The sequence below is a fragment of the Sphingobacterium multivorum genome (assembly GCF_900457465.1).
GTDB lineage: Bacteria > Bacteroidota > Bacteroidia > Sphingobacteriales > Sphingobacteriaceae > Sphingobacterium > Sphingobacterium multivorum.
Map to the genome: position 1 here is coordinate 933079 of NZ_UAUU01000009.1, position 25858 is coordinate 958936.

General features: G+C 39.9%; 17 protein-coding genes. 12 read left to right on the plus strand and 5 right to left on the minus strand.

Annotated elements, in window-relative coordinates:
* Window positions 1-7 precede the first annotated feature (7 nt).
* From DTA23_RS15615 to DTA23_RS26940, 4 genes are all read right to left on the minus strand, one after another.
* Complete coding sequence (locus tag DTA23_RS15615) at window positions 8-463, minus strand: hypothetical protein (protein ID WP_146753086.1); 456 nt, start codon at window positions 461-463, stop codon at window positions 8-10.
* A gap of 13 nt (window positions 464-476) precedes the next feature.
* The gene (locus DTA23_RS15620; protein WP_112375237.1) at window positions 477-3302 is read right to left on the minus strand and encodes a DUF6443 domain-containing protein; all 2826 of its coding nucleotides are present in this window, start codon (window positions 3300-3302) and stop codon (window positions 477-479) included.
* Between the two features lie 17 nt (window positions 3303-3319).
* Window positions 3320-6412 (minus strand): hypothetical protein, encoded by a 3093-nt coding sequence (locus tag DTA23_RS15625; protein WP_112375238.1) that lies wholly within the window; start codon window positions 6410-6412, stop codon window positions 3320-3322.
* An 821-nt stretch (window positions 6413-7233) separates the two neighbouring features.
* Window positions 7234-7392 (minus strand): transposase, encoded by a 159-nt coding sequence (locus DTA23_RS26940; RefSeq protein ID WP_146753087.1) that lies wholly within the window; start codon window positions 7390-7392, stop codon window positions 7234-7236.
* A 576-nt stretch (window positions 7393-7968) separates the two neighbouring features.
* Between DTA23_RS26940 and DTA23_RS15635 the strand changes: the two genes are divergently transcribed.
* The 12 genes from DTA23_RS15635 to DTA23_RS15690 all read left to right on the plus strand — a co-directional run bounded on the left by DTA23_RS15635 (window position 7969) and on the right by DTA23_RS15690 (window position 24159).
* The gene (locus DTA23_RS15635; RefSeq protein ID WP_112375240.1) at window positions 7969-8385 is read left to right on the plus strand and encodes a type IV pilin protein; all 417 of its coding nucleotides are present in this window, start codon (window positions 7969-7971) and stop codon (window positions 8383-8385) included.
* 1 nt (window position 8386) lies between these two features.
* Window positions 8387-8890: a hypothetical protein gene (locus DTA23_RS15640; protein ID WP_112375241.1), complete on the plus strand. Its 504-nt coding sequence runs from the start codon at window positions 8387-8389 to the stop codon at window positions 8888-8890.
* A gap of 38 nt (window positions 8891-8928) precedes the next feature.
* A complete protein-coding gene (locus tag DTA23_RS15645; RefSeq protein ID WP_112375242.1) occupies window positions 8929-10356 on the plus strand; it encodes a GspE/PulE family protein in 1428 nt (475 codons plus the stop codon).
* A gap of 2 nt (window positions 10357-10358) precedes the next feature.
* On the plus strand, window positions 10359-12332 hold the full coding sequence (locus DTA23_RS15650) for a secretin GspD/PilQ domain-containing protein (RefSeq protein ID WP_112375243.1): 1974 nt from the start codon (window positions 10359-10361) through the stop codon (window positions 12330-12332).
* Window positions 12333-12335: 3 nt separating this feature from the next.
* Window positions 12336-13571, plus strand: a complete 1236-nt coding sequence (locus tag DTA23_RS15655; protein ID WP_112375244.1) for a hypothetical protein — start codon at window positions 12336-12338, stop codon at window positions 13569-13571.
* Complete coding sequence (locus tag DTA23_RS15660; protein WP_112375245.1) at window positions 13549-14079, plus strand: hypothetical protein; 531 nt, start codon at window positions 13549-13551, stop codon at window positions 14077-14079. The genes DTA23_RS15655 and DTA23_RS15660 overlap by 23 nt, the downstream gene beginning before the upstream one ends.
* A 272-nt stretch (window positions 14080-14351) precedes the next feature.
* A complete protein-coding gene (locus DTA23_RS15665) occupies window positions 14352-18218 on the plus strand; it encodes a hypothetical protein (RefSeq protein WP_146753088.1) in 3867 nt (1288 codons plus the stop codon).
* 16 nt (window positions 18219-18234) lie between these two features.
* Entirely contained in the window at window positions 18235-21537 is a 3303-nt protein-coding gene (locus DTA23_RS15670; protein ID WP_172462427.1) for a DUF6443 domain-containing protein, read from the plus strand.
* On the plus strand, window positions 21534-21998 hold the full coding sequence (locus DTA23_RS15675; protein ID WP_112375248.1) for an Imm26 family immunity protein: 465 nt from the start codon (window positions 21534-21536) through the stop codon (window positions 21996-21998). The genes DTA23_RS15670 and DTA23_RS15675 overlap by 4 nt, the downstream gene beginning before the upstream one ends.
* A gap of 601 nt (window positions 21999-22599) precedes the next feature.
* Window positions 22600-23163: a hypothetical protein gene (locus tag DTA23_RS15680; RefSeq protein ID WP_112375249.1), complete on the plus strand. Its 564-nt coding sequence runs from the start codon at window positions 22600-22602 to the stop codon at window positions 23161-23163.
* Between the two features lie 135 nt (window positions 23164-23298).
* The gene (locus DTA23_RS15685; RefSeq protein ID WP_112375250.1) at window positions 23299-23589 is read left to right on the plus strand and encodes a hypothetical protein; all 291 of its coding nucleotides are present in this window, start codon (window positions 23299-23301) and stop codon (window positions 23587-23589) included.
* A complete protein-coding gene (locus DTA23_RS15690; RefSeq protein ID WP_112375251.1) occupies window positions 23590-24159 on the plus strand; it encodes a hypothetical protein in 570 nt (189 codons plus the stop codon).
* 760 nt (window positions 24160-24919) lie between these two features.
* Here DTA23_RS15690 and DTA23_RS15695 read toward each other — a convergent pair.
* Window positions 24920-25840, minus strand: a complete 921-nt coding sequence (locus tag DTA23_RS15695; protein WP_146753089.1) for a hypothetical protein — start codon at window positions 25838-25840, stop codon at window positions 24920-24922.
* Between the last annotated feature and the right edge of the window lie 18 nt (window positions 25841-25858).

Below are 25858 nucleotides of genomic sequence, written 5' to 3' on the forward strand. Positions count from 1 at the left end.
TTATTTTTTACTTTTGTTCTTTAACTTTATTCTTATTACTTGCAGGCTGAAAAATGCCATTAAAAGCCTTATCTACGCCTTTTTGTAGTGTTTTTGAAATGGAAATCCCTAAAAATGCCGCTCCTACAAGTGCCCCTTTTCCAGATTCATAATTATTCATTGAATTCATCAATGAAGAGTATCCCAATGATCTTAGTGTCAATTCAATATCTGCATCCAACGTTTTCGTATTTAACAACGCATCAGTAGGCCCTTTTGCATCAACTTTGTCGTACTTACGATCATGAATTAATGCAAAGAAATCAAGCAATGAAAGGGGGTTAGGATCATAATTATCTTCCCCCCGTTCATCTTTTGGATTATTCGGACCAATATAATACGAGCCAAAGTAATTTCTAGGTTTTATCTCTAATTTCTTTTTAGGAGGATCATCTTGATCATTTCCTAATTGCTTCTCAGCCAACACCTCTTCTTCACTATGGTCTAAATAGTTGGATCTCCACTTGTAACCATCTTACCTTCGTCATAGTCAAAATATTTATATTCTCCTCCTGCATAGCTCTCGGTCGCATTCCATCAGGATCGATAAAGCGTATTGGATTGTTAAATGCATAATTATATACCGATTGTCGTCTCATTGTCTCAGCCAATGGATCAGCAACATTCCACCGACCTATCTCTGCGTCATAAAATCTAACTCCATAATCCAGTTGTCCCTCCAATATATAAGAACTTCCCAAGGTATGCGAGCCACCATTCAAGTCCGTCTGCATTTCCTTACCATTATAAAGATACTTATTATTTATTCCTGTCAATAGAGACTTGGTTTTACCAAATGGATAATAATCCTGCCTTTGTACAATCGTAACTAATGGAGCCGTCGATGTGCCATCTTTTTTGAGGGCCACACGTACATTTCCTAGGTGATCCGTCAAATTATAGTAGTAACTATATGTTCCTGCATTGTTCAGTAGAAATCCATCTTCTGTCGCAATACGTTCAATAGTGGGGGCAGCGCTGCCTGTTCTACCGTATTCAATAGCATCAATATAATCCTGCTGAGCCATAGTTCCATTAACGGTAGATTTCCTACTCAACTTTTTACCTGAAGCATCATATGTGTATGCTATATTTTTACTCGTATTAATGACCGTTTTGGGCAGGTTCAGGTAATTGTAAGTTAAGGTCATACCAGTACGGTCTTTCGTCGTATTCCCATTTAAATCGTATATAAAGGTTCCAATAAGTCCGCCTGACAAAGTCGCAAGGCGGTTACTTTTATTATTGTTATTATAGCTATAAGTAATTGCCGTACCGTTATCCCGTATGAGTGTCCTTATATTGCCCATATCATCATAGGTCAAAGCCTCGCTCATGACCGTACCCGTGCTGACACCGCTTTTTAACCTATTCAACACATCGTAAGAGTAGGTAAATGTGCTGCTTGTAGTAGCTGCATGCCCCCAAAGTTGCTGCGCTATATTTCCGTTATATTGCGCATTACTTAGCACTGCTGTACCATTGACATTATAATTCAGCTGCGAGGTAAATTGTACCGAACTTACCTTAGTTTGCCAGCCTCTTTCGTTGTAGGTGTAATTTAGGCTTGTCAGAAAGTTGGTGCCACCATTTTCACTATGTAACGATTTGCCCTTCAACTGACCAATTTCATTATAGGCCAATAGGCTCTGGAGCACCTCAGCCTGGCTATTAATTTTCTTTTTGGTCTGCGTAAGACGCCCTACATGATCATATTCATTCGTAGTTAAAACTGTTGTCACAGAAGGTGCACCATCAATCCTATGCTGGCGTTTACTGGTGAGAAGATCTCCCGAAAAATTATAGGTGTTTGTAGTTCTATCAACTCCACCAAGGTGGTTTTCTGATACCGTTTCAAGAAGGCGTCCCCTTATGTCATAGTAATTTACTGCCAAAAGCGGAAGTGTGCCATCATCTTTTGTCGTTTTGGTACCGGTCAACAGTCCCTTTACAATCAGAGTATTTCCGATGCCGCTCGTTACTGGTAATAATGTGGTTGCCTTAAAATCGTAATTATCATAATAAGACACCATCCTTTCAGATAGCTGGCTTCCGTCATTTGGAAAACTCGTCAGCGAATATGCTGTGCCGCTATTCCGGTTTTCCCACTGCGAAATTACAGCATCAGCCAGTGCCTGCACTTGGGCACGGGTCGTTTGGCCTGTTGTTGCATTGGTATATATACCAGTAGAAACAACTCGCCCAAAAGCATCATATTTTATGTAATTCCATTGTTTAAGCACGCGCTGATTTGCATCCTGACTCAATATTACTTGATCATTTTTATTGTAGACCAGATATTCCCAACCTTTTCCCGGAAGCTTCTTTTCAATCAGCCGGCCGCGGGTGTCATATTTATAAGCGTACATCAATTCATGAAAATCTCCCGTTGTTGATTCTGAAACTGAAGTCGTATCTGTATATCCCGGTGGCAGGACAAACCTCAAGTCACCATAGTCATCGTATACATATTGCGTTTCCAGTTTCTTAGTATCCGTTTCCCAATGCCTCCTCAAAACGACATTTCCGGAAATGTCTTTAAACTCCTCAACAGTCCCCATTCTGCCATTTGTCTTGACCCAGTTTTCGTCCTTGAATACAATCTTATTAAGAACACCCATGGCATAATAGCTGGAAGTTGCTCCGGTATTGGCAGTATTCATTGCCCAGAGGCGTACGTCATTTTTATTATTCGTCCCATATTCAGTTACTACAGTTCTCCCTGAATTTGTTCCCGATGTCACATTGTCCCGGATGGAAGCAGGTTGCCATGGAACTCCCGGTGCTCCCTGTTCTACCCCGCGGTTTAATGGACTTTTTTCAAATACTGTTACAGCGTAAGGCTTAGTTGTTTTTACAATGGATGGATCCCAGGTATTTGTTGTCGCATAATAGGCCAACTGATCGGCTTTAGCGGTTGTAGTAAACAAACCAGTTGTAACTCCAGTCTTTACATGAGGCAGGTATTTTATTCCTTCCCTTCCTACCGCATCATATTCACGATATTGGACAATATTATTTTTTAATGGGCTACCCTGCATCTGGATAGCTTGGACTTCCCTCCCTAATCCATCAAAATATTGAATGTTAACGTTCACATTTTCCACAGGCTTTCCGTCAAGCAATCCCGATGAACCATAAGTGGTACGGGCCGTACGGGAGATCAGATAGTTTTGATTCAGACTAGCTGCTGTCTGTCCATAAATTGATCCAATCTGAAGCAATAGACAAGACAGGATAATATTTCTTAATATTCTTTTCATAAAAATTTCTCCTTCGCTTAGTTTGGTCTGTAATGATATTGATAATCCTGCAGGATGTTTTTCTCAAAGTCATATTTACTTTGAAGCCTCTGGAAACTATCGAAATAATATAACTCTGGAATACCTCGCTCGTCCGCGGCACTTGTCATTCCCACAAGTGGTTTGTGAGTATAAGTCGTCATTTTCGCGTCGATGGGATGAATCCTAACATCGTCAACCATAATACTGCCGGAATTGGGATAAGCGACTGTAATCGTAGGGGCATCCTTAACGATATAATGGTATTCTGTCCAGATCGGTCCGACGTGACTGTAGCTTGAAACAATAGTTCCTCCTCCCACCTGTGGAGAACTACTCCCTGCTACGGATAGTGTTACTTCGTAAGATTTTGATACATCTAGACCGCTCTTACTTAGAGAGTTTGAGCTATTTAATGCATAAGCTCTGGAACCGGTATGGGTGACAGCGGGATTTGACATACCTGTATATGTCCAATTGCCCTTTTCATTAGTTTCAAACCCTGTATAAGCCATATCCAGAGATCTTGAATTTTCTACCCGTGCAATTAGTGAACGTCCATTGTGATCCCATAGAAATGATGAATATCTTCCATCTTTTTGTACTTCTAGTGGATTTCCATATGTATCATAGTTTAGGTAATTTGTAGTCGATGTGACCGTAGAATTTCTTCCATAATTCAATACTGACTGAAGTCGGGTTTTTGTTCCAAAAAGTCCAAAGTTTGCTACCTCACGGCCCACCTGCTTGCTATTTGCATAACGGTTTATCTCCAATGGCGCCAGATAATTCACCGAAGAAAGACCTGTATAGACAGATCCCGTGCGATCGAAAGCATATTTGTAATCTGTATATGCTGTTTTGCCATCGCTTTTTTCTACGATTTCTTTACGGATATTCCCTAATGGAAGTGTCGTATATTCAAAGCTCCTTTTGCTTCTGGCACCGTCCTTTAAACTTACAATGGAATCGAGCTGTGTATAAGTACTCAATTGCTTGTAATTATAGAACATATAGGCTCCATCCTGAACTAGTGTAATTGCCTTGATGGAAGGTACCTCCGCTAAAACCTGATGTTTATAGTATCTGTATTCGGTCTCAATAGCTTTATTTTCTGCATTAAATATGGATTTGCTGATCAGATTTCCATTTTTCCAGAGGTCATTGGTCAAATAAGGCCCCATCGGCCAACCAAACCTCCCGTAGGTCGGATACTGGTTGGTAACTGTACCCTGGGGTGTACTGTTAGACATTAACAAAACTCGTGTATTATTAATATCATATTGTTCATTATAGCCGCTTTCAGCATAATAGTTGTATACAGTCCCCCCGCCATCGCCTTGATATTCGGTTACCTTTCTATAGGCAATCTTCGGAACAGAATTAAGATATACATCATCTCTAAAACCTGGAAATAACTCAATGCCTATTCCATACCTCACGGGGTCTCCAAGAGATGGTATTTTCCATACAAAATATTGGATATTCTGTGGTGAACCGTTGTCATAAAACAAAAAGCCATACATCGGATAATCATTGTAACCCAGTACGGGATCTTCATACATGAAACTACGGCTTTGGGCAAGCACTGTACCAGCTGTATAAGATTTTATAGTTTTTATCCGGAGTCCATCGGTTATCCCTCCATCTAAAGGCGTAACATTTGACTCGTAATCGAAAATATCCCGTCCACCTGTTGGATAGGTTATGGATTTCAGTGTTCCATATTTACGAAAACTATTATTGGGTCTTCGATCCGCTCCTGGAAGTTCAAGTGGAACCATTGGAAAAGATTCATCTAAAAAGCCCCACATTTCTGGCAAATTCCCCAAAAAAGGATCAAGGCTTTCATATATCTTGGGAATCATAGTTGTATTTGTATTTATTCCGTTATAATATCCCCAGTAATCCTGCGCGCAACTTAGCCTGTTTGGGAGCGAATCTCTCCCAGAAGAGGATCTTCCGAAATATTCCATCCGATATTGCATTGAATCTGTTCCTGCACGGAGCACGACCCGACTAAGATATGTCCGATAGTTCAACTGAGGGTTCTGTGACGCTGAAGGATATTCAGGAGCGGTCTCGACATAAGCATTCAATGTTTGGACCCGATCCACCTGTAGATCTACATGTTTTATTACTTCTCCCTGCGCGGAATAGTACTTGATATTTCTCAAGCTCGGACCTTCAAGAGAAGTAGATGCTCCATATCCAAATACAACTGAATCGCCTGTAGACACGGTTATCTTTTTGATCAATCTATCATTCTTTTGTATTGAATACATATCAGAGGGAGTATACAAAGAATGCCCTGTAGGATTGGTTCCCACAAACCAGTATCGCTTCGAGTTACGGGGGGCTACAATGGAAGACTGGCCTATTATATAATCAAATGTTACTACTACTGAGCCGTCGCGACTAGTAATTTTTTCAAGATACCAGTTGACATTGTTATATTCATAAGTGTTCTCAAGAGACTTCAAAACATATGTATTACCAAATTCATCATACATCGTAAAGGTTCCACTCCCAGTTGCATCAAAGTTAAATTTAATACGTGGATCATGCTTTTGCATAACCACACCAATATTGTCAAAAAAAAACGTTCCTGTATAACCGTTTATGTTAAAATGTAGGATATCACCCTCTCCGTCTATTGCACCTGTTGCAAATTCGGATACATTCCAAAAATTATTTTCGGTTGGGCTAGTGGGTATTGAAACATCCTCTAATCTAAAACGCTTTAGATTTTCCTTTCCGCGAATATTTCTGGTGATCATGCCACCAACGTTCAAAGCCCAGTTTGTCCCAACAGGTGAATAACTCGTCTCAACTTTGACTCCCTGAGAATTGTAAGACAAACTTATAGGAATTTTGATCATGTTGGCATCAACTGTAAGTAGTTTAATGTCAGGGCTTATCGTTCCTGTATGATATCCCACTGGAACAATATTTGCACGCATAATTTCAGCGGCCCTAGGTGACGGCGGCGTGACAGGCTGCAATGCCAATTGTGCATGTGACAATACTGAAAGTATCATCAAAAGCGTGAGCACAAGAATGCTTTTTCGAAATTCATTGAATTCAGTCATGGTCTCTTATTGGTTATTTATATTAAATGATTATCATTTGAATGAAAATAGGACTAAAATAAATAGCATTAACTCAAGGAAATACAGCTCTTTTGTGTAAAAGTTAAATATTGAAATAATTCTAAAACAGCTTTTTTATGTATTAAATTAGGTTACTACTCTTTACGGCATGAGGAAATTAGGTATACTGCTATTATAAATGTCGATATGACATATATAAAATTATTTATTTTATATTAAAAAAGCAACAAAATTATCACTACCGTCCAAAATAAAATTTAGGTTACGAAAAAGGGCGGTTCTGCTTGTCTAGAAGTGTGTTATTTAGACGCCGCTACTAGCGATCCCCTTTATTTTTTAAAAAACGCCAAACTGCCTGTTTTTATTAAACGTTTTTTTCTTGATAAATGGGTCGTTGGCCCATTGCCAAAAGTTAGTCTTAGCAAATATGTTCATGCGTTTAAAGCTCAAAGGATTGGAGATATTCTACTTGTAGATGACTTTTTTCTGTATATTTTTCAGTAAATGTATTCCAATAAGGGCACACCGTATCTGTATTTGAAAGGTATTTTGCGATATTTCCACAAAACTTGTGAACTTAAGATGCTGTTTGAGGTGTTTGAAAAAGATTTATTCACTTATGTTTGTTTTTATTTGCATTTATGATTGCTTCGCAATTCGATATGGCGGCGTTGTTTATATATTATCACTACCATCGAAGGTTTCCAGTGAGCATTGTTAGTCAGGATCTCATATTCATCGCCCGTTGTGCTGTCCAAAATATGCATCCAGTTAAATCAACATAACCTAGGCCCTTCAAACTATGCTGCCCTTGGGGAAAGAAAACTGTCTTCCTTTTTACTTTCGTGCACTTTACCATCGGTAACTTCCATAAACACTGGTAGGCAGCCATTATAGTCAAGTACGGTATGCAGCTTATCTGCCCCCTTATTACTTCGGAATTTACCCCAGTCGAACATTGACAATCATATGGGATCATGCTGGCATCCATCAGATATACCTTACGCTTCAATGCTCTAAGCTAGTTTGAGACGGTCGGGCTTCTTATTCCAAAGGTTGTCCAAAATGGCAAAATAAAGGTCTTTTAACAGCAGATAGTCGCGATGTTCATTCATATATGAATGCTCGATGAACAGGAAATTCCCATATGGTTCATGTAATTGTGGTACTACGAAGTCCGTTACTGATATGCGGACCTAATCGCTGGAGGAGAGATGACACAAATACTGAAGTGGTGTAGTTGTGTTTTCAATATATAATTTTTTGACATTGCAATTTGGTACTGTCTTTTCGCTTCTGTTAAATCGTTTTGGATGATACTAACAATTTATTTAGAGTAGATTTTTAATTCCTATCGCTTTGTAAAAATAAGTTTTCGATTATGCTTTCCTACCACGATATAATAGATGCTGTATATTTGATATTCCTATTAATGGAGATAATATGGCTATTAGGACCAAGAATTAAAAATTAGGAGAGTTAGGCGAAAACTTTTATATTAGTAATGCCTAAATAAATAGGGAAGAAGTCGAATTATGAAAAGATTCTACAAAAAGCGGTTAAAAGCCTATAGTCTTACGGAAATCCTTGTGGTTATGGTGATTATCGGTATACTGGTATTGTTAGCGTTACCTAACCTGATGCCATTGATTACCAAAGCCAAAAGCACCGAAGCTAAGGTGCAGTTGCAACATTTGCAGACCTTGGAGAAAAATTATTTTTTCGAAAAGTCCAAATACAGTGGCAACCTGGATGAGATCGGTTTTGTACAGGAAAAATTAAGTACCGACGGGAAAGACGGGAAAGCCAACTACCGCATCGAAATTGTGCGCGCCGATCAGAACACTTTTCTAGGAAGAGCAACTGCCGTAGTGGATTTCAATGGCGACGGTAAGTTCAATGTGTGGGAAATAGACCAAGATAAAAACCTAAAAGAGGTTACCGCAGATTAACATGTGGTGGACCATATCCATTGTTGTTCTTTTAATTGGTATAGCTTATCAGGATTTTAAACAACGCGCTGTAAGCATTGTTCTCTTTCTTTTACTGGCCATACTGCTTTTGGGACTTAAGTTGACACAAAGTTATTGGCAGGACTGTTATCCGGATATGTTGGCGAGTAGCTTGTTTTTGGCTTTTCAGATGGGGGGCATCCTGATCTATTTCCGGATCAAAGATGGGCAATGGGGACGGATCATGGATCGAAAGTTGGGTTGGGGGGATATTGCATTTTTGCTCTGTATATTGCTCTATATGCCCTTTCTGAACTTTTTTCTTTTCCACATCGTCAGTTTGATCACCGTATTGTTGGTTGCTATGGTCAACAAAAATTGGCAGGATCCGCAAAAAGGTATTCCACTGGCTGGTTGCCAGGCTTTACTTTTTTTAGGGTATTTTACCTCCGAACGGATGAATTGGATTGATTGGGATTTGATCGGTCAATCGTTTATGTCATAGCATAGAAAAGTATACCGAATTATTAACAAAGAAGCGTTGTGGGGACAGGTTATCATTTTTCAACAGAAATACTGCATGCAATCTCCCGGGATATCGCATGGCACTACCGTATTATTCCATTTGACCGGAATAGCAAGGAAATTCATTTTTATACAGATCGGTCCACGGACCTTTCCGGACTGGAGAATGAGTTGGCTATTCTCTTTGATGAACATATTATCCTAGAGATTACTTCATCGGCCCAGATCGAAGAATGGCTGGGTAAACATTACTTTGGCGAAAAACAGTCGGAAGGAAATGAAGCTGTCAAAAACTTGGTCTTTAATGCAGATTTTCTTGATAATTTAATCTACGAAGCAAAACAGCTCAAAAGCAGTGATATTCATATCGAAACTTATGAAAGCCGCTGTCGTGTACGCGTTCGTATCGATGGAATGATGGTGGAGCGGTATGTGCTGAAAAGAGAGGACTATCCGGCTTTGATCAATAAGATCAAGATCATGTCCAATCTGGATATTGCCGAAAAACGCCTTCCGCAGGATGGGCGTATCCATTACAGACGTAATCAGGATCAGTTTGATATCCGTGTATCGGTGCTACCCACTCTTCACGGGGAAAAGGTGGTGCTGCGTCTGCTGAACAATAATGCTACCAATATTCAGCTGGATAAATTGGGGATGTCTCCGGAGGATTATGAAAATTACCTCCACGGAGTGAAAAAGCCCAATGGTATTTTGCTGATCAGCGGACCTACTGGTTCGGGTAAGACAACTACCTTATACGCTACATTAAAACACTTAAATAAGACCACAAATAATATTCTGACCATTGAAGATCCTATCGAGTATACGCTGGAGGGCATCAATCAGGTGCAGCTCAAGGAAAATATTGGGATGAGCTTCGGTGCAGCACTGCGTACGTTCTTGCGTCAGGATCCGGATATTATTATGGTGGGGGAGATCCGTGATCCCGATACCGCCAATATGGCTATACGGGCAGCGCTAACGGGACACTTGGTATTGTCCACCATCCATACGAATTCTGCATGGGGAACGGTATCGCGTTTGATCGATATGGGGATTCCCAATTTTTTGATCGCTGGTACCCTAAATACTTCCGTAGCTCAGCGTTTGGTGCGTACGCTTTGTCCCAATTGTAAACGGGAGGAGGAGCTGACAGCCGATCTATACCCCAGACAATTTAAACCTTATTTTACGGTGCATAGGCATGCCGTTGCCGTCGGCTGCGCATCTTGTTATTTTACAGGTTTTAAAGGGCGAAAAGCGGTCTATGAGATTATTCCGATGGATCATGGGCTGGTGGACGAGATCAAAAAAGGGAATATGCGGGTGGACGAGCAACTGAAGGAACGAAAAATAAAAACACTTGGCGAAAATGCATTTGAGCTTTTCGCTGCCGGGGAAACAACGATAGAGGAAATCTATCCATTACTATTCAATTATTGATGATGAGTTTGAGAACATTATATTTAACCTTATTGCTATTACTGTCTTTTAGCATCAGCACTTTTGCTCAAAATGCGACAGAAAACTATGCACGCGTAGAACAACGGCTGGAAGCTTTGGCAGGAACGGTACCTGGATTACAAAAGAAGGTGAAACTTTCCGTTTCGGGCGTTACGGCGCAGGAATTTCTACGGGCCCTCGCGCAGTCCAATGACTTGAATATCAATGTTGACCCTACGTTGAGTTTTTCCATCGTCAATAACTTTACAGGCGAAACCGCTAAAAACGTACTGCTATTTCTAGCGAAAACATATGGTCTGGATATCGATGTGATCGGTTCGATTATGACGATCAAAAAATTACCGGAGCCTGGGCCTGTTCAGATCGAGAAGGATATCAAAGTACAGTACAATACCTCAAGCGATGGATTGGGCTATGAACTGCAGAATGACCCCTTAGGCAAAGTGACTCAAAAAATCAGTTCACTATCGGGTAAAAATTTAATAGTGCCCACACCCTTGCTCCAGAAGACCGTGACTGGATTTATGGCTGAGGCGCCATTTGAAACAGCATTGGAAAAGTTGGCCTATGTGAATGGGTTGAAATACCGCAAGACCAATGATAATGTGTATGTATTTGAGTCCTTGATCCCCGGAGAGGAACTGTTTATCAACGACGACAGGCAGACGGATGTTCGTTTTAGACCGGACAATGCAAGTAATCCTGCAAATGGAGCAAATGGAGCGAATGGAATGAATCCGGGCATGGGTGGCGGGCAGCCAGGTAACTATGCACTTTATGGAAAAACGGAAGAGGGTAGAGGAAAGCGTTTCACAATTCAGGCAACCAATACGCCAATTATCGAATTGATTAAACGTGCTTCCGAGGAAGCTAACGTTAATTATTTTATCTATAGCCAGATTGACGGAAATATTACGACCAATGTAAAAGATATTTCTTTCGACCAGTTCCTGACCTCTATTTTTCAGGGAACACCGTATACCTTTCGGATGGACAAGGATACTTATCTGATCGGAAATCGTCGCAACGAAGGACTGCGTGATAGTAAAATCGTGCAGCTGCAACATCGGTCGATCGATACCATCATGATGATGATTCCGATGGAATGGCGGAAAGATGTTGAGATCAAGGAATTTAAAGAACAGAATATGTTATTGCTTTCTGGATCGGGACCACAGATCCGTGAAATTGAAACTTATGTGAAGCAGCTGGATAAATTGGTGCCGATGGTACTGATTGAGGTGACGCTACTGGATATTCAAAAAGGCAATACATTAAAAACAGGTATTAAGATGGGGGTAGCTGACTCCATTCCAAAAACTGGAGGAAGCCTGTCCGATGGTTTTACATTCGGCGCCGGTTCCGTCAATCGCTTTTTGTCGCAGATCGGGAAAAATAACTCATTCAACCTCGGCCGTGTAACTCCAAATTTTTATGTACGGCTGCAGGCCTTAGAGGAAAATAAGAATGTTGAATTACGTTCTGTACCTAAGCTATCTACCTTAAATGGTCATAAAGCAACACTTAGTATAGGAAGCAAGCGTTATTACAAGATTGAGACACAAAATGTTTTTCCGGGATTGACTAACACAAATGTATTCACTACGCAGTATAATGAAGTAAATGCGGATTTGAAGATCGAAGTTGTCCCGGTTGTTTCGGGTGATGATCAGATTACAATGAAAATCAAAGTGGATATCTCCGACTTTATAGGTACACCAAAAGAAAATGAGCCGCCTCCCACGTCCAACAGTAAGTTTGAGTCCATTATTCGTGCACGCAATGAAGATATGATTGTATTGGGCGGGATTGAGCGTACCGAAAATAGTAACAGTGGAAGGGGAATTCCGATATTGTCCCGTATTCCAATCTTGAAATGGTTGTTTAGCAGCCGGGAGAAAAGTACACAGAAGGTTGTGTCGGTCGTCTTTATTAAACCAACGATATTGTATTAGTACATGTTGAACAGGATCAAGGAAAAATATCGACTGAATGCTTGTCTTGGAATTTCCTTCCGACAGGATGCCTCTAGCTTATCCTTTCGGTACTGCAAGGTGAAGTTAGAGAAAGACCAACTTGAAATTGAAGATACCTGGGAGGTAGATGACTGGGAACTTATCGCAAACAACAAATACAAAGATACGCCTGTTGCACTTCACCTTGATTCGAGGCAGATCCTTATCAAAGAGACTGCGCCTATGGATCTGGATGAGGAGCGGTTAAAGACTATATTCCCCAGCTATGATGCGGATCGTTTTTATTATGGACAGCTACAAGGAGAAACAAAACAATGGGTGGCTTTTGTGCGAAAGGATTATATTGTGGAGATGATCGACAGATTTGCAGTAAGCGGATATCAGGTTATCAAAGTGTTTATCGGTCCCTTTGTGCTCGACGCAATACTTGGCCAGATCAATAGTTACGGTGATGCCTACACTTTTGACGGACATTCCATACGGATCGGTGCTGAAAACAAACAATGGCAAGAATATCGGTATGGACAGGAGTTCGAGAGCCGATTTGCCTTAAAGATTGGCGACCATCCGATTAAACCGCAGTATGTGACCGCTTATGCAACTGCTTTTTCAACTTTGATGGCAGGTTACGTTCCCGAGTATGGGCTGCTTATTCCCGAAGTGGAAGAACAGCGTAAAAGCTGGCTCGAAAAACAAAAGTTCAACGTAAATCTGCTGATTCTAGTTGCTGTTTTTTTTCTTTTACTGCTAGCGAACACGTTCTTATTTAGTCATTATTATCAGGAAAATATGACCTTAGGAGATCGGGTAAATAGTCAACAGAGCACGGTGCAGGATTTAGGGAAGTTAGAAGGGGGAATAAAGAGCAATGAGCAGCTATTGGCAGAACTAGGTTGGAATGGTGGTGTTTCCAAAGCCTGGCTACTGGATCAGATCGGCTATTCCATCCGACAGTTTACGCAGATCAGTCTGGCACAGATCCAGGTCAATCCGCAATCAAAAGGACTGGGGAATACAGTGATCCAACAGGCTGACCAGATCATCATTAAAGGGAATAGTCCAACTTTGGAAATGCTCAATCTGTGGCTGCGTGAACTCAAGAATAATCCCTGGATCGCAAAGGTCAGTATCGAGGAGTATGGCAACAAGCAACTGGACGAAACGATGGATGCCTTTACCATAAAGATAAACTACAATGATAAAGTGGAAGGAAATTGATTATAAAAAACGCAATAAGCTATTGTTTGTAGGTGCCGGGACTCTCCTGGTGCTTGCCTGGTTTTTGGCCTTCCAAAAGACCTATCTAGCCTATCGTGAAAATACGCGTCTTAATAGTCTGATCGGCAGTGACATCAGTAATAGTACACAGTTTGATTTTACAAGAAAGAGTAAAGTTTTGGATAGCCTGAGTAAAGTGTATCAAAGTGATTCGGCAACCTGGAATGATAATTTCCTTTCAGAAGCAAGCCGGGCAATTAATTCACCGCGTATTCAGGTTTATTTTAATAATCTTCCAAAGAATAATGCGATGCAAGTAGATAGCGCTGCTGTAAAATCCAAGAGCTTAACCTTAAAGGGAGATTATCGCTCTATAGTCGCATCCGTTGCCGAACTGGAAAAGATCAATACTTTGGGCTATCTGAGCACAGTTAACTTGAAGTTTGACAACAGGAGGGTATCAGCCAACGAGCGTAAAGTGATCGAAGGGGAAGTGGGTTTAAGGTGAAGTTGGAAAAGTAAAAATATAGAAGAATTGATACAAATGGAATAATTTAAAAATTATTTTCCGAGTAATGCGATAGGTATTAATTTATATTTTTGATACGGATAAATCTATTCAATATAAAATATTACACAATTGTTGATATTGTGACTTTAAGGGGTAATATTTGTTTCTTTTTTTTAAATCAATTGTTTATGATTATCAGATATTAGTTATATTTAGCAAAAGGAATTTACTCTAATGTAAGCTCTGATAATAAATGTTAACCGATATTTATGAAAAGAAAGTTTTTATTAACCGAAAACGGCCTGTTTTATTATTTTTTTCTTGGTTTAAGCAGAGATATTGTCGTTCTTATGGCGACCATATTCTTTATACTGATGCAGCCTATGTCTGTTTATTCCCAGATGGCTAAAAGTACACCCTCGGGAGAAGGGCACAAGCAGATGCTGCGAACAGATGTGGTACAGCCGTCCCCCAATGCAGCAAGTCTTTTGGCTTATACGAATGTGGGCAATAACTTTGCTAAAGGTACCGTTAACCTTTCCATCCCTCTATTTGATGCCAGCAGTGATGAAATAAAGCTGCCAATTTCACTGAATTACAGTTACGATGGCTTCAAACCGAACCAGCAGATCGGATCATCAGGTATGGGCTGGAATCTAATTGCCGGAGGATCCATATCAAGAATCCCTTTTGGCCACTTAGATGATACCGACGGAGCCGGAAATAATTACAAAGATAGTTATGTTCAGTCGAATATCAATCCTAATCCGACAGAGCAGTTCATGTTAGCTGTTGTCAATGGTAACTATGACACCGAGCCCGATGTTTATGAATACAGTTTTGCTGGATACAACGGTAGATTCATTGCCTATAAGGGCAAATTTTACTGCATGCCAAACAATAAGTTTAGGATTACCGGAGGTTCCACGAGCTTTACCATTGTGACAGAAGACGGCACCCGATATAGTTTTGGCGCCTATGAATCGACGTCCCACAAGGTGAATGGTGAACCTTATACCCTCCCTAATTACAATTCCACCTATTACCTGACGAAAATCGAGAGCCGTTCAGGTAAAACAGCTGTTTTATTTAATTATGTCTCTGATGGACAGGTTGAACAGGGCGGCGGTATATCGCAGACCTATATGAAGTTTGAAATGCCTTATGGTGGTAATTCTGTTTTGTCTCCGGTTTCGACAACTTTTGCTTCAAGAGTAAATACACTCAGGCTTTCTTCAATAATAACTTCCGACTACAACATTAGTTTTTTGCCGGGCGACAATCGTGTAGATATACGAAACAGTTTGGGCAGCTCCTCCACACTTGGAGGGATTACAATTTCAAATTCGGCAGGTGATCTGATAAAGGGTTACCGATTCAAGTATGAGTATTTTGGCTATGGGATTTCCAATGGAAATAGATATCTCAAACTTAAGTCAATCACGGAGCTGTCCAAATCAAATGTACTACTGACTCCGGCACAATTGGATGCGCTCAAGAAAAATAGACACGTTTTTTATTATTATAATGAAGATGTCAACGTCAATTTTCCAGCGAAAGGTGTTGCCAATGTTGACGTAAATGGATATTATACCGGAAGGGGAGAATTTAATGGAATTATCGTGCCTAATATCTATTATCCGGGTGGTCCGGACCGTTCACCTGCATTAGAAGGTACAATTATGGGCGCTCTAAAGCGAATTGATTACCCAACCGGAGGCAAGTCTGAAATTGAATATGAGTTGAATGATGTTGGACTGGGATTGAAATATAAGGATGTGGTGACAGGTGTCCAATTGCAGGCCGGAGGTTTTCTGGACGAAAATATGCCACCGATCCGTAAACGATTTGTAATCAACCAGGCACAGGATATTACCTTTTTTATACAGCGGAAAGCATTTTCTCCCTATGCAGACAACAATTCACGAAATACGGTACCTGATCTATATATCTATTCGGTAGTGGGGGGAGATGGACTGAATTTACAGAATTCAATTAAGTTGGGACTGGAGTCCGACGGCGCGGGTTACAATTGGACCTTGCATCTTTTGCCGGGAGAATATGAAGCCCGTGTCGAGAATGACATAAAAGAGGAATACATTAAATGTGAATTTAATTATACTAGCCCAGGTACCGAACAGATCATCGGTGAAAAAACATCTGGATTAAGAATGAAAGCCATAGAAGTAGACCCTTCAAATGGGCAAAAAATGCGCAAAGAATATAAATATCTAAATGCTTTGGGATATTCCAGCGGCTCGGATATGCGTCCCAATTTTTCTGCCAAAGGTTATACGCAGTTGGTCTGGGAGAATGGATCACCTACGGTTACCATTATGCCGGGGATAATATATGGTTCTACAATAGCGTCATCGGGTGCTTTTGGACAGACCTATTTTTATAGTGTGGTCGACGAACTACAGGTTAAAGGAACAGATACTTTAAAAACACGCTATAGTTACAAGGACTACGATAGGGTATTTAATCTCGATGCTGATCTAGATTCGGTTGTTACCTACCGTAAGGTGAACAATAAATTTGTGCGGCTCAACAAAAAGGAGATGGAGTATAAAATTAAATACGATACCATCTTCAATTTCTTAAGGGTTGAGCAAACTAAGGGCACACTTGGCATGAGTGGGCCATCTGCCGAACCGCCCTACGCTTTCAATCCAGAATTAGGGGTTCACTATCAGGTCTGGAAATCCCTTTTTAAGGAAAGGGAGTATAGTTACGAAACTGGTGAACCGATACTCAGCAGCAAGGAATATATCTATGATAACAATCATCGAAATCTAAAACTACAGCGGAATACAACCTCCGATGGCAATCTTTTGCTGTCCAAATATAAATATCCTGAAGACTACATTGGAAGTATTTCGACTGGATTCTTAAATGCAAATGTGAGAAATGTCGTACTGGAGGAGCAGATATGGAAAAAGCGTACTTCGGATTCCTCCCTTGTGGATATGACGGTTACACAGTATGACAATAGTCTCTTTAAGCCGATTAAAATATTCAAACCTGATGGGGCTATCCCAGCGCTGAATGCTGAATCCAGAACCGGACAGCTATTCAATAATCTGCTAAGTGATACAAGGCTTTCTGATCGGGTTATTTTTACCTACAATATAAACGGGCAGCTAATAATACAAAAATTGAAGCAAGGGTCTTCCACTTCCTATAAATATGGTTATGCGTCGAATCCTTTGCTGGTAGGATATCCTTCAGTTGGAACGGAGGTGATTGGGCAGATTGTAAACGGGGAGGAAAATGAACTATTTTATGAAGGTTTTGAAGAAAATGGTACGGTGGGAAATGCACATTCAGGAGCCAAGTATTTCACGGGGTCATATGCACTATCCTGGCAACGTCCCAATAGCAAATCGTATCTTCTTGAATATTGGCTGCTACAGGGGGGAGTATGGAAATATATGAAGCAGGACTATACGGGAAATGTCACTATTGCCGCGCCGAACGGAATTGACGATGTCCGCATATATCCGCAGGATGCTTCTGTTACGACCTATACGCATTACCCGGGAATAGGCATACGCAGCATCATTTCGCCCAGTGCTGAAACCAGTTATTTTTCCTATGATGATTTCAATAGATTGAGATCGATCGAAGATGATAACCATCATATAAAAAGCGTGTATGATTATAACTATATTGATGTTGCTGACCCACCGGTCATCGTACCTCCGGTGACACAGCCTTCTGTATTGTATGCAAAGCTGACCACCGGTCCCCAGACAACATCAGATCATAATGGAGTGATGAAAACTGCCACACCATACATTGTTTCCTTTTATTCGGATGCGGCTTGTACAATTCCTTACACACTTATAAATCCCATACAGATCAAATTCAAGGAAAAAACGACCATTACCTCTAATGTGGCATCCACTCAGATATTGGAATATGAATATCAGCTTCTCCTCGAGGCGGGCGCATCCTCCCGGAGCTTCAGTACGGGTTGGAGCTATTGTGAGGGCGGCCCTATCGAAATATCGCGGGTAGCCCAGGGGGATATAGCCACGAGGGGGCTTCCACCTGGAGAGGGTGGAGATGTCACGACCTGCTATAACAGCGTGATAACTCTTTCCAATAATGACGGATATATTGTTAAATAAAAGATTGGACGAAATTATGAAAAAGAACTTTTTAACCATATTATCTTTATTGACAGCCGGTATTGTACAAGGTCAGAATATTGTGAGCATACCCACCACGGGTCAGAATTATATCCTGACCCGAACTTTTAGGGATACAGTAAGGATAGCTCAGTTGGCAGCACAGCGTACCATTGGGAAGGAAAATCAAACAATTCAGTATTTTGACGGTTTGGGGCGCGAGGTACAGCGCGTACAGCTGATGGCGAGTCCGACGTATAAGGACATTGTTCAGCATATTGAATACGATGGGTTTGGCAGGGAGAATACAAAATATTTGCCTTATGCAGAGCAATCTGGCAATGGAAGTTTTAGGAGTGCAGCAAAGACTACCCAAGCTGATTTTTACAAAGTAGGTGGTGGCTGGGATCTCACAGTGATGAAGACCGGTAATCCCTATGCTGTTGCCGTATTTGAAAGCAGCCCTTTGAATCGTGTGCAACAGCAAGGAGCTCCAGGTACGGCCTGGCAACCTGCTGCTGACCGGAATACGGTGCCTTCGGGAGCAAATGCAGGGCGTACTGTAGCAACCGAATATGGAACCAATGGTGTCAACGATGTCCGTTTATGGACTATCAATAGCACAAACAATGGTGCTGCAGCTACTTACTACACGGCAGGTAGGCTTTACAAAACTGTGTTGAAAGATGAAAACTGGATCAATAAAAATGGGACGGGACTTCCTCCGTCTAAAGAAGGCACTGTAGAGGAATTCAAAGACTTTGAGGATCGTGTGGTTCTTAAACGAATTTGGGAAACAGAATCCAAAGCATTAAATACATATTATGTATATGATGATTTTGGTGATCTTCGCTATGTACTGCCGCCAGGATTTACGGGTACCACATTTTCGGAAACGGTTAGCGGAGATTTTTTTGAGCTTATTTATGCTTATAAGTACGATGCGCGAAAACGGGTTGTCAGGAAAAAAATACCGGGAAAAGGCTGGGAGTATTATGTGTATAACAATAATGATCAGATCGTCTTCACACGTGATGCCGAACAGCTAGCACGTGGGGAATGGAGTTTTACCAAATATGACGCGCAAGGCCGGGTAATATTGACAGGAATAGAGAAAGGGCATACCGGTGATGACCAAAGCAGCCTACAGTCATCGCTGTCATCCTTTACAGGCCCCCTTTGGGAACAGCGCGGATCGGCTATGGAAGGATATACCAACAATACGATCCCACAAAATATAGGCAATATTACCGTTCAGGCAGTCAACTACTATGATAATTATACTTCCATACCGGGTTTACCCTTTACGGATCATAGCACCTATAGTATCCGGACACAGAGCCTTCTGGTTGCCAATAAAGTGCTTGTACTGGATTCAAGTCCTGCAAAGTGGTTATGGACTGTCAATGATTACGATGATCAGGGCCGGATTGTGAAAGTGAGTAGCACAAACCATCTTGATGGCACCGATATCGTCACCAATGAATACAATTTTTCGGATCAACTGGTTAAGAGTACCAGGGTACACACACCGTCCACAGGGACGGCCGTTACCCTTTCAACGGGCAATGATTATGACCATCAGGGACGTTTGGTCCAGGTCAGAAAAAAGGTGAACAGCCAAACCGAGATTATCCAGAGTAAATTGGGCTATAACGAGATCGGCCAGCTTACAACCAAATCGCTTCACAGTGAGAATGGCGGTGGTAATTTTATGACCAGCATAGCTTATGCCTACAACGAACGTGGCTGGCAGACCAAAGCCAGTTCGGCACAGTTCACCTCATTACTGAACTATAATGTCAACGGTACCACAGTTCTTGCAAATGCACAGTACAATGGCAATATCGCACAGCAGCTGTGGGGATATGCCGCTACCACAAACAGTACTTTTAATTATAGTTATGATGCCCTGAACAGGTTGAAGAACGGTGTGAGTACGGGAACAGTGATGAGTGAGGCAATGACCTATGACGATATGGGCAATATCCGAACACTGGTCCGGGACAATGGTACAGCGATCACGTATGGCTATAACAATAGCAACAAGAGTAATCGGTTGAATACATTGTCCGGTGGTCTGACAGGATCGTTTACCTACGACCAGAACGGTAATGCAACCAAAGACCGTACTGGTATGCTATTGAGCTACAATCAGCTGAACCTTCCTAAAACAGTTAGTGGAGGAGGAAAGACTATCTCTTACACCTATGATGCCCTTGGAACAAAACTAAGCCGAACGTCGGATGTAGGAGGAATCAAGACACAGCGGGATTATATCGGCGGGATAGAATACAGTAAGACTGGAACGGGTAGTCCGGTCATTGAACGAATTGGTATTGAGGATGGTTTTCTGTTGAACAGTTCGGGGGCATATAGCTATTACTACAATCTGACGGACCACTTGGGTAATGTACGTGTAGTATTGAAAAAAGGAGGTACATCTACGGTGCCAACTGCGGCAGTAATGCAAAAGCAGGATTATTATCCATTTGGGAAGACGAAGAGTATTGCAACGAGTATCGATAATAAGTATCTTTATAATGGCAAAGAGATGCAGGCTGACCTAAATGGCGGTACGCATACTTTGGGAAGTACATACACACTGGAAGGGCAGTTGGATTATGGGGCGAGGTTCTATGACGCGGAGATAGGAAGGTGGAATGTGGTGGACCCGTTAGCGGAGAAGATGAGAAGGCATTCGCCGTTTAATTACGCTTTTGATAATCCGATACGTTTTATAGATCCCGACGGAAGAGTGCCGATAGTGCCAATTATTTTAATAATAGGATATTTGACAACATCTCAACCAGCTGTTGCCCCAACAAGGGATCTGGCAGGAGATGCTGCAAAAATTCAACAGGCATATGATAGTTACAATACGTCAATAGTAACAAATTCACTGCCTGGTGGGCAGCAAAGTCAACCTGTTTCGAAAGTTCTTTATCAAGCTGTTAAAAAGGAAGTTGTTAAGAAAGTAAGTACTGAGGTCAAGAAAACGTTTCAAACGTATTTTAAAGATGCGTTAGATCCTAAAAAAGATGGAAAGTATTCAGGTAGGACGAGTGGGACTAACACTCCTGAAAAAAACATAGCTAAAAGGGACAAAAACCATCATATGAATGAAACTCATGGACCAGCTTATTTGGATAAAACCTCAACAAACTCTGATGCTATTAGAGGACGAGAGCAGGTAAATATAACAAATAGCGGTGGGGCTATATCAGGTGGCGGGACGTCAGGAAATCGTATCAATAGTATAAGTCCCCATAATAAGAAATTAGAAAAATACATGCAGGAAGCTTTAAAATTGAAATGAAAAGACAAAGAATAACGGAAGGTGCTATATTAGAGATTAATATAGAGAATGAGTATTTCATTTATGCTCAGGTTTTGTTAAAGGGGCTGGGGTATGCTTTTTTTGACTATAAATCAAAAGATAAAATAAAAAAATTAAATGATCTTCTCGAATGTAAGGTACTTTTTATAATAGCTGTATATGATGATGTCGTTACAAAGGGGGTATGGAAAAAGATAGGAAAGCTCCCAATTAGACATGATCTACTTATTCAACCAATGAAATTTATACAGGATCCTTATGATTTTAACAAATGTGAATTATATGACCCTAATACAGGAGAAGTTACTCCTGCTACAAAAGGAGAATGCACTAATTTAGAACGAGCCGCTGTTTGGGAAGCTAACCATGTCGAAGATCGAATAAAAGATTACTATTTAGGCAGACCAAACGTCTGGGTAGAAAGACTCAAACTGAAATAGATTTTGAAATCTTTCGATATAAAGTGCTCGAATAGCTTTTTCTTTTTCGAATGATGATATTAAAAATAGATAAAATTATTTGTTTTTTTCTAAGATACGGATGACTTGGTTGCCAAAGGAGAATAATATTAATATGAAAACTATAAAATCAGGAACAAATTTGGACTTATAAAACTAGGGTTAATGAATATGATTATAACGTTACAGTTCTTGCGATTGAAAAGGGGATTGATGAGCAAAACATTATACATGTTAAAATTGATAATTTAAGACTTTTTTATAGTTATAATAACTTAATAAGCGATAATGTTGATCATCTTCCCGTCTCTGAGAGCGCTTTTTTAGAAAGTGTGCTATTTATGGAAATCGGATTTTGATATCGGTAAAGGTGTTATATGGGATATCCACTTGGAGCAGGTGATTTCTTCAATAGAGAGCAATTTTTCTTGTTATGAACACTAATTTGATTCTTTAGTATTGCTCGAAAACAAATGTAAATTTAACGATAGAACAACAAGTGTACGTCTAGGCGAGGCCGCTCGAGGAGCTATTGTAGGTAGCGCTGGGGAGGCTAGCGCTCAAACAAATAGATGATTTTAATATGGATTATTTTTTTGAACTATCAAAAAAGCAGTTACTAAAAGACAGAAACGATATTTTTAAAGAAGTTGGTATTCCATTGCTATTGAAAAATGGTTTTGAAATGTCAGTATTCAATAATGATTCCAATGGAGAATTTGATCCGGCTCACCAAGAATTTAACTACAATTTTTGTCGTCTTACTGAAAATACTTATTTAGAAATGCTTTATGTGACAATTAATAAAAATGAAAATAATATATGTTTTTACATCTGCGCATTCAAACTAGTTCCTAAAATTGATTCACTTATTTCTATGAAAGGAACTGATGGAATGCCATTTTATATGACAATTAATAATAAGAATAAGTATATGCAATTAAGATGTGACGATTATAAAGGTTCACCACTGTATCATATGCTTTTTTCACCATCCTATGATATAAAATGCTATTTCACTAAATCTGGTTATGAATACAAACGTCAAAGATTAAAACATCTGGTCAAATCAGATATGACAAATATTGATCGTTTTGTAAAAAGATGGTACGAACTTCACAAGCCTATCATCAAAGAGCCCGATTGAAATAATATCAGCATTTGAGAATGATAATTGAAAGTAACCAAATCAAAAAATAGATAGTGACATAGCTGCTTTTCAAACTAGGCAAAAGAAAATAGAGAGAGTGTAACTAAAATTAAATATGCTGCTAAAGGTTACGTGAGTAAAGGTAAGGCAAACGTTGATACAGGACGAGCGACAGCCACGGGACGTGTTCAGGTGGCTAAATACGATCATAAAATGAAAAACGTATTTACGCGTAAAGAATTGACGGTGGAAAGTAAATTTAATACATCTTCTTTGACACCTAATCAAGTGGCTGCAGAAGGCAATGTTCAGACTGCAGGAGGCTTGATTGTCGATAGGACAACCAGTAAAGGATTGGGTAATTCAGCCCGAGCTGTGACGACTGGTGCAGGTGCAGGAGTAGGTTCACAAAATAATAGATAAATGGGATTAACATACAACGTGTCTAAAAAAGAGCTTTTAGTTATAAGACAAAAAATCTTCATGGAAGAAGGTCTGCCAGAGCTTGAAAAACAGGGGTTTAAAAGATCTCCATTCAGCACTTCCTGGTTTGGCTGGAATGGTGGAATAAACTGTTATATTTTTGAAATCGGTCGTTTATTGAATAATTCAATATTAGAAAATCTTAATGTTTATATAAATCGGGACGATAGATGGATTCAGATATATTTAAATATTTTTAAATTGTCACCAATGGTTGAGAATATTGAACAGCTAAAAGAGTTAAATGGAATAAATTTTGGAATCCCTCCTAGTAGTCTTACTAAAATGAGGTTAAGAGAGGATGGGAATAAAGGTATAGTTTTGATAAATGAACTGTTCTCACCGCATTATAAATTGGGTATAAGTTTTTCTTCAAATGGATTTCAACGGGAGGTAGAAAAATTGAAAAATTTAATTTCTAGCGATATGCAAAATATAGGTTTTTTTATTGAGAAATGGCATTCAATTTATCAAGTAAGCGTAACTGATTGGAATGGAAATAGAAAATAAAATCATCTAAAATTTGTTGCCAAGCTATATCTTTTGAAGTGAAATTTTTAAACCTCACAAGGTAATCGTATTTCACGTAAATGTTTATGTGTTTTATGGCGCCGGAGATCGATTCAAATTATGTATTGATAGCTAGTTTTAAATATTAAATTGAAAATGGAAATTTCAATGAAAAGTTCTTACGGCCTAACAGTCATTAAATTTTTTTGAAAAATGATGATAAATAAAATTTATGAAGGAGATCCAAAAAACAACTAGGTCCAATCTAGTATTAGATTGGGCTTGATTGTTTTAATTTATCTTTTAGGATCTTTACTTAGTTAGAGGAGACACTCATAGAATTCTATGACCTTCACCAGGGAATTGAAGTTGAATTCTAAATTGTAGGCGTGGGATTTTGATCTCGGTAAAGCTGTTATATGGGATATCGGCTTGGAGCAAACGTTTTCTTCAATAGAGAGCAATTTTGTTCGTGTGACACTAATTTGACTCATTAGTATCGTTCGAAAAAAAATGTAAATTTAACAATCGGATATTTGAAACTAGATAACCTTGGTTGATGGCTTTTTTTTCTTGAAACTGTCTCATAAAGTGTATTCATTTACAAATCATCACTGACGATGGCTTCACAATTATGTGGTGGCAACAACTTTTGTAGATATTGAGAAGCTATCTAGAGGATATTATGTCTCATATGAATTAGTGCGAATAATTTATTGAAGTTTACTACTCGCACTAAGATTTTTATTTGCGATGGAAATTAACGTTTCTGCGTTTTCAAAGCCTGAACTTCATTTTTCAAACTTTTGATTTCTCGACTTTGGTCAATTAAGTAAAGCGTCATTTCCTCAATTTTCTGAAGTAGCTGGCGGTTCAGCTCTCCTAAGGCAATACCATTCTCCTCTACAGATTTTGCGGGAGCTATATTGGGTAAATGCTTATTTTCTTTTACAAAACTTGCAAGTGAATCCAAGGGCATTAGTTGATGATTTTCATTAAAGACATAGTCAGGCCATAGATTGGCTTCAACCTTGATTTCTTTTGCCCGAATTGTTCCATTTACAGCCAGTTTTTCTGTAGGATTTGGTGTGCCTATACCGAAATTTCCATTTAAGGCTGCTTTGATGGCTAAACTACCTTCTGAAGAAGTAGAAGTGTTTCCAACAACCAAATCCCAATCATATGTCATAGGTAGCCTTTTTACTAAATTAGGCTCATTTCCAGTTGTCAGATAAGTATTGAAACCAGTGTTAAAATTGATAGAACGTATTTTGATATATACAACTAAAGGCGCTGTAACACCAAAAGTTTCGATCGCTCTAACACGAAAGGCTTTTGTGTTAGGATTATGGTCTATCGTGAAATTTACCGCACCTGTTGTATATACATTATTGTTGACACGGCCGGCCTCCTGCCAACTTGGACTATTGGCATGGGAGGATGAAACTATATGTGTCGCTGCTGCGGCCATATTGGCTCTCGCATAGGTTATTGATACTTCATAATAAGCCGATGCACCGGCCGAGAGCGGTTTTGATGTTGCAAATTCAATAAAATCCCCAATCTTATAATTCGCTGGGAAAGTGACATTAGTTTCCAAATAATCATTTGCATTTTGTGCTTTGGCATAGTAACCATGGCCTAACATGAATAGGGTGAAAAATAGAATAAATGTGTTCATAAAATATACCTTTTTGGT

Excerpts from the sequence above, each read along its gene's own strand:
- DTA23_RS15620 (WP_112375237.1), bottom strand. The coding sequence starts at position 3,302 with ATGAAAAGAATATTAAGAAATATTATCCTGTCTTGTCTATTGCTTCAG.
- DTA23_RS15625 (WP_112375238.1), bottom strand. The coding sequence starts at position 6,412 with ATGACTGAATTCAATGAATTTCGAAAAAGCATTCTTGTGCTCACGCTT.
- DTA23_RS26940 (WP_146753087.1), bottom strand. The coding sequence starts at position 7,392 with ATGTTCGACTGGGGTAAATTCCGAAGTAATAAGGGGGCAGATAAGCTG.
- DTA23_RS15635 (WP_112375240.1), top strand. The coding sequence starts at position 7,969 with ATGAAAAGATTCTACAAAAAGCGGTTAAAAGCCTATAGTCTTACGGAA.
- DTA23_RS15640 (WP_112375241.1), top strand. The coding sequence starts at position 8,387 with ATGTGGTGGACCATATCCATTGTTGTTCTTTTAATTGGTATAGCTTAT.
- DTA23_RS15650 (WP_112375243.1), top strand. The coding sequence starts at position 10,359 with ATGAGTTTGAGAACATTATATTTAACCTTATTGCTATTACTGTCTTTT.
- DTA23_RS15655 (WP_112375244.1), top strand. The coding sequence starts at position 12,336 with ATGTTGAACAGGATCAAGGAAAAATATCGACTGAATGCTTGTCTTGGA.
- DTA23_RS15660 (WP_112375245.1), top strand. The coding sequence starts at position 13,549 with ATGATAAAGTGGAAGGAAATTGATTATAAAAAACGCAATAAGCTATTG.
- DTA23_RS15665 (WP_146753088.1), top strand. The coding sequence starts at position 14,352 with ATGAAAAGAAAGTTTTTATTAACCGAAAACGGCCTGTTTTATTATTTT.
- DTA23_RS15670 (WP_172462427.1), top strand. The coding sequence starts at position 18,235 with ATGAAAAAGAACTTTTTAACCATATTATCTTTATTGACAGCCGGTATT.
- DTA23_RS15675 (WP_112375248.1), top strand. The coding sequence starts at position 21,534 with ATGAAAAGACAAAGAATAACGGAAGGTGCTATATTAGAGATTAATATA.
- DTA23_RS15680 (WP_112375249.1), top strand. The coding sequence starts at position 22,600 with ATGGATTATTTTTTTGAACTATCAAAAAAGCAGTTACTAAAAGACAGA.
- DTA23_RS15690 (WP_112375251.1), top strand. The coding sequence starts at position 23,590 with ATGGGATTAACATACAACGTGTCTAAAAAAGAGCTTTTAGTTATAAGA.
- DTA23_RS15695 (WP_146753089.1), bottom strand. The coding sequence starts at position 25,840 with ATGAACACATTTATTCTATTTTTCACCCTATTCATGTTAGGCCATGGT.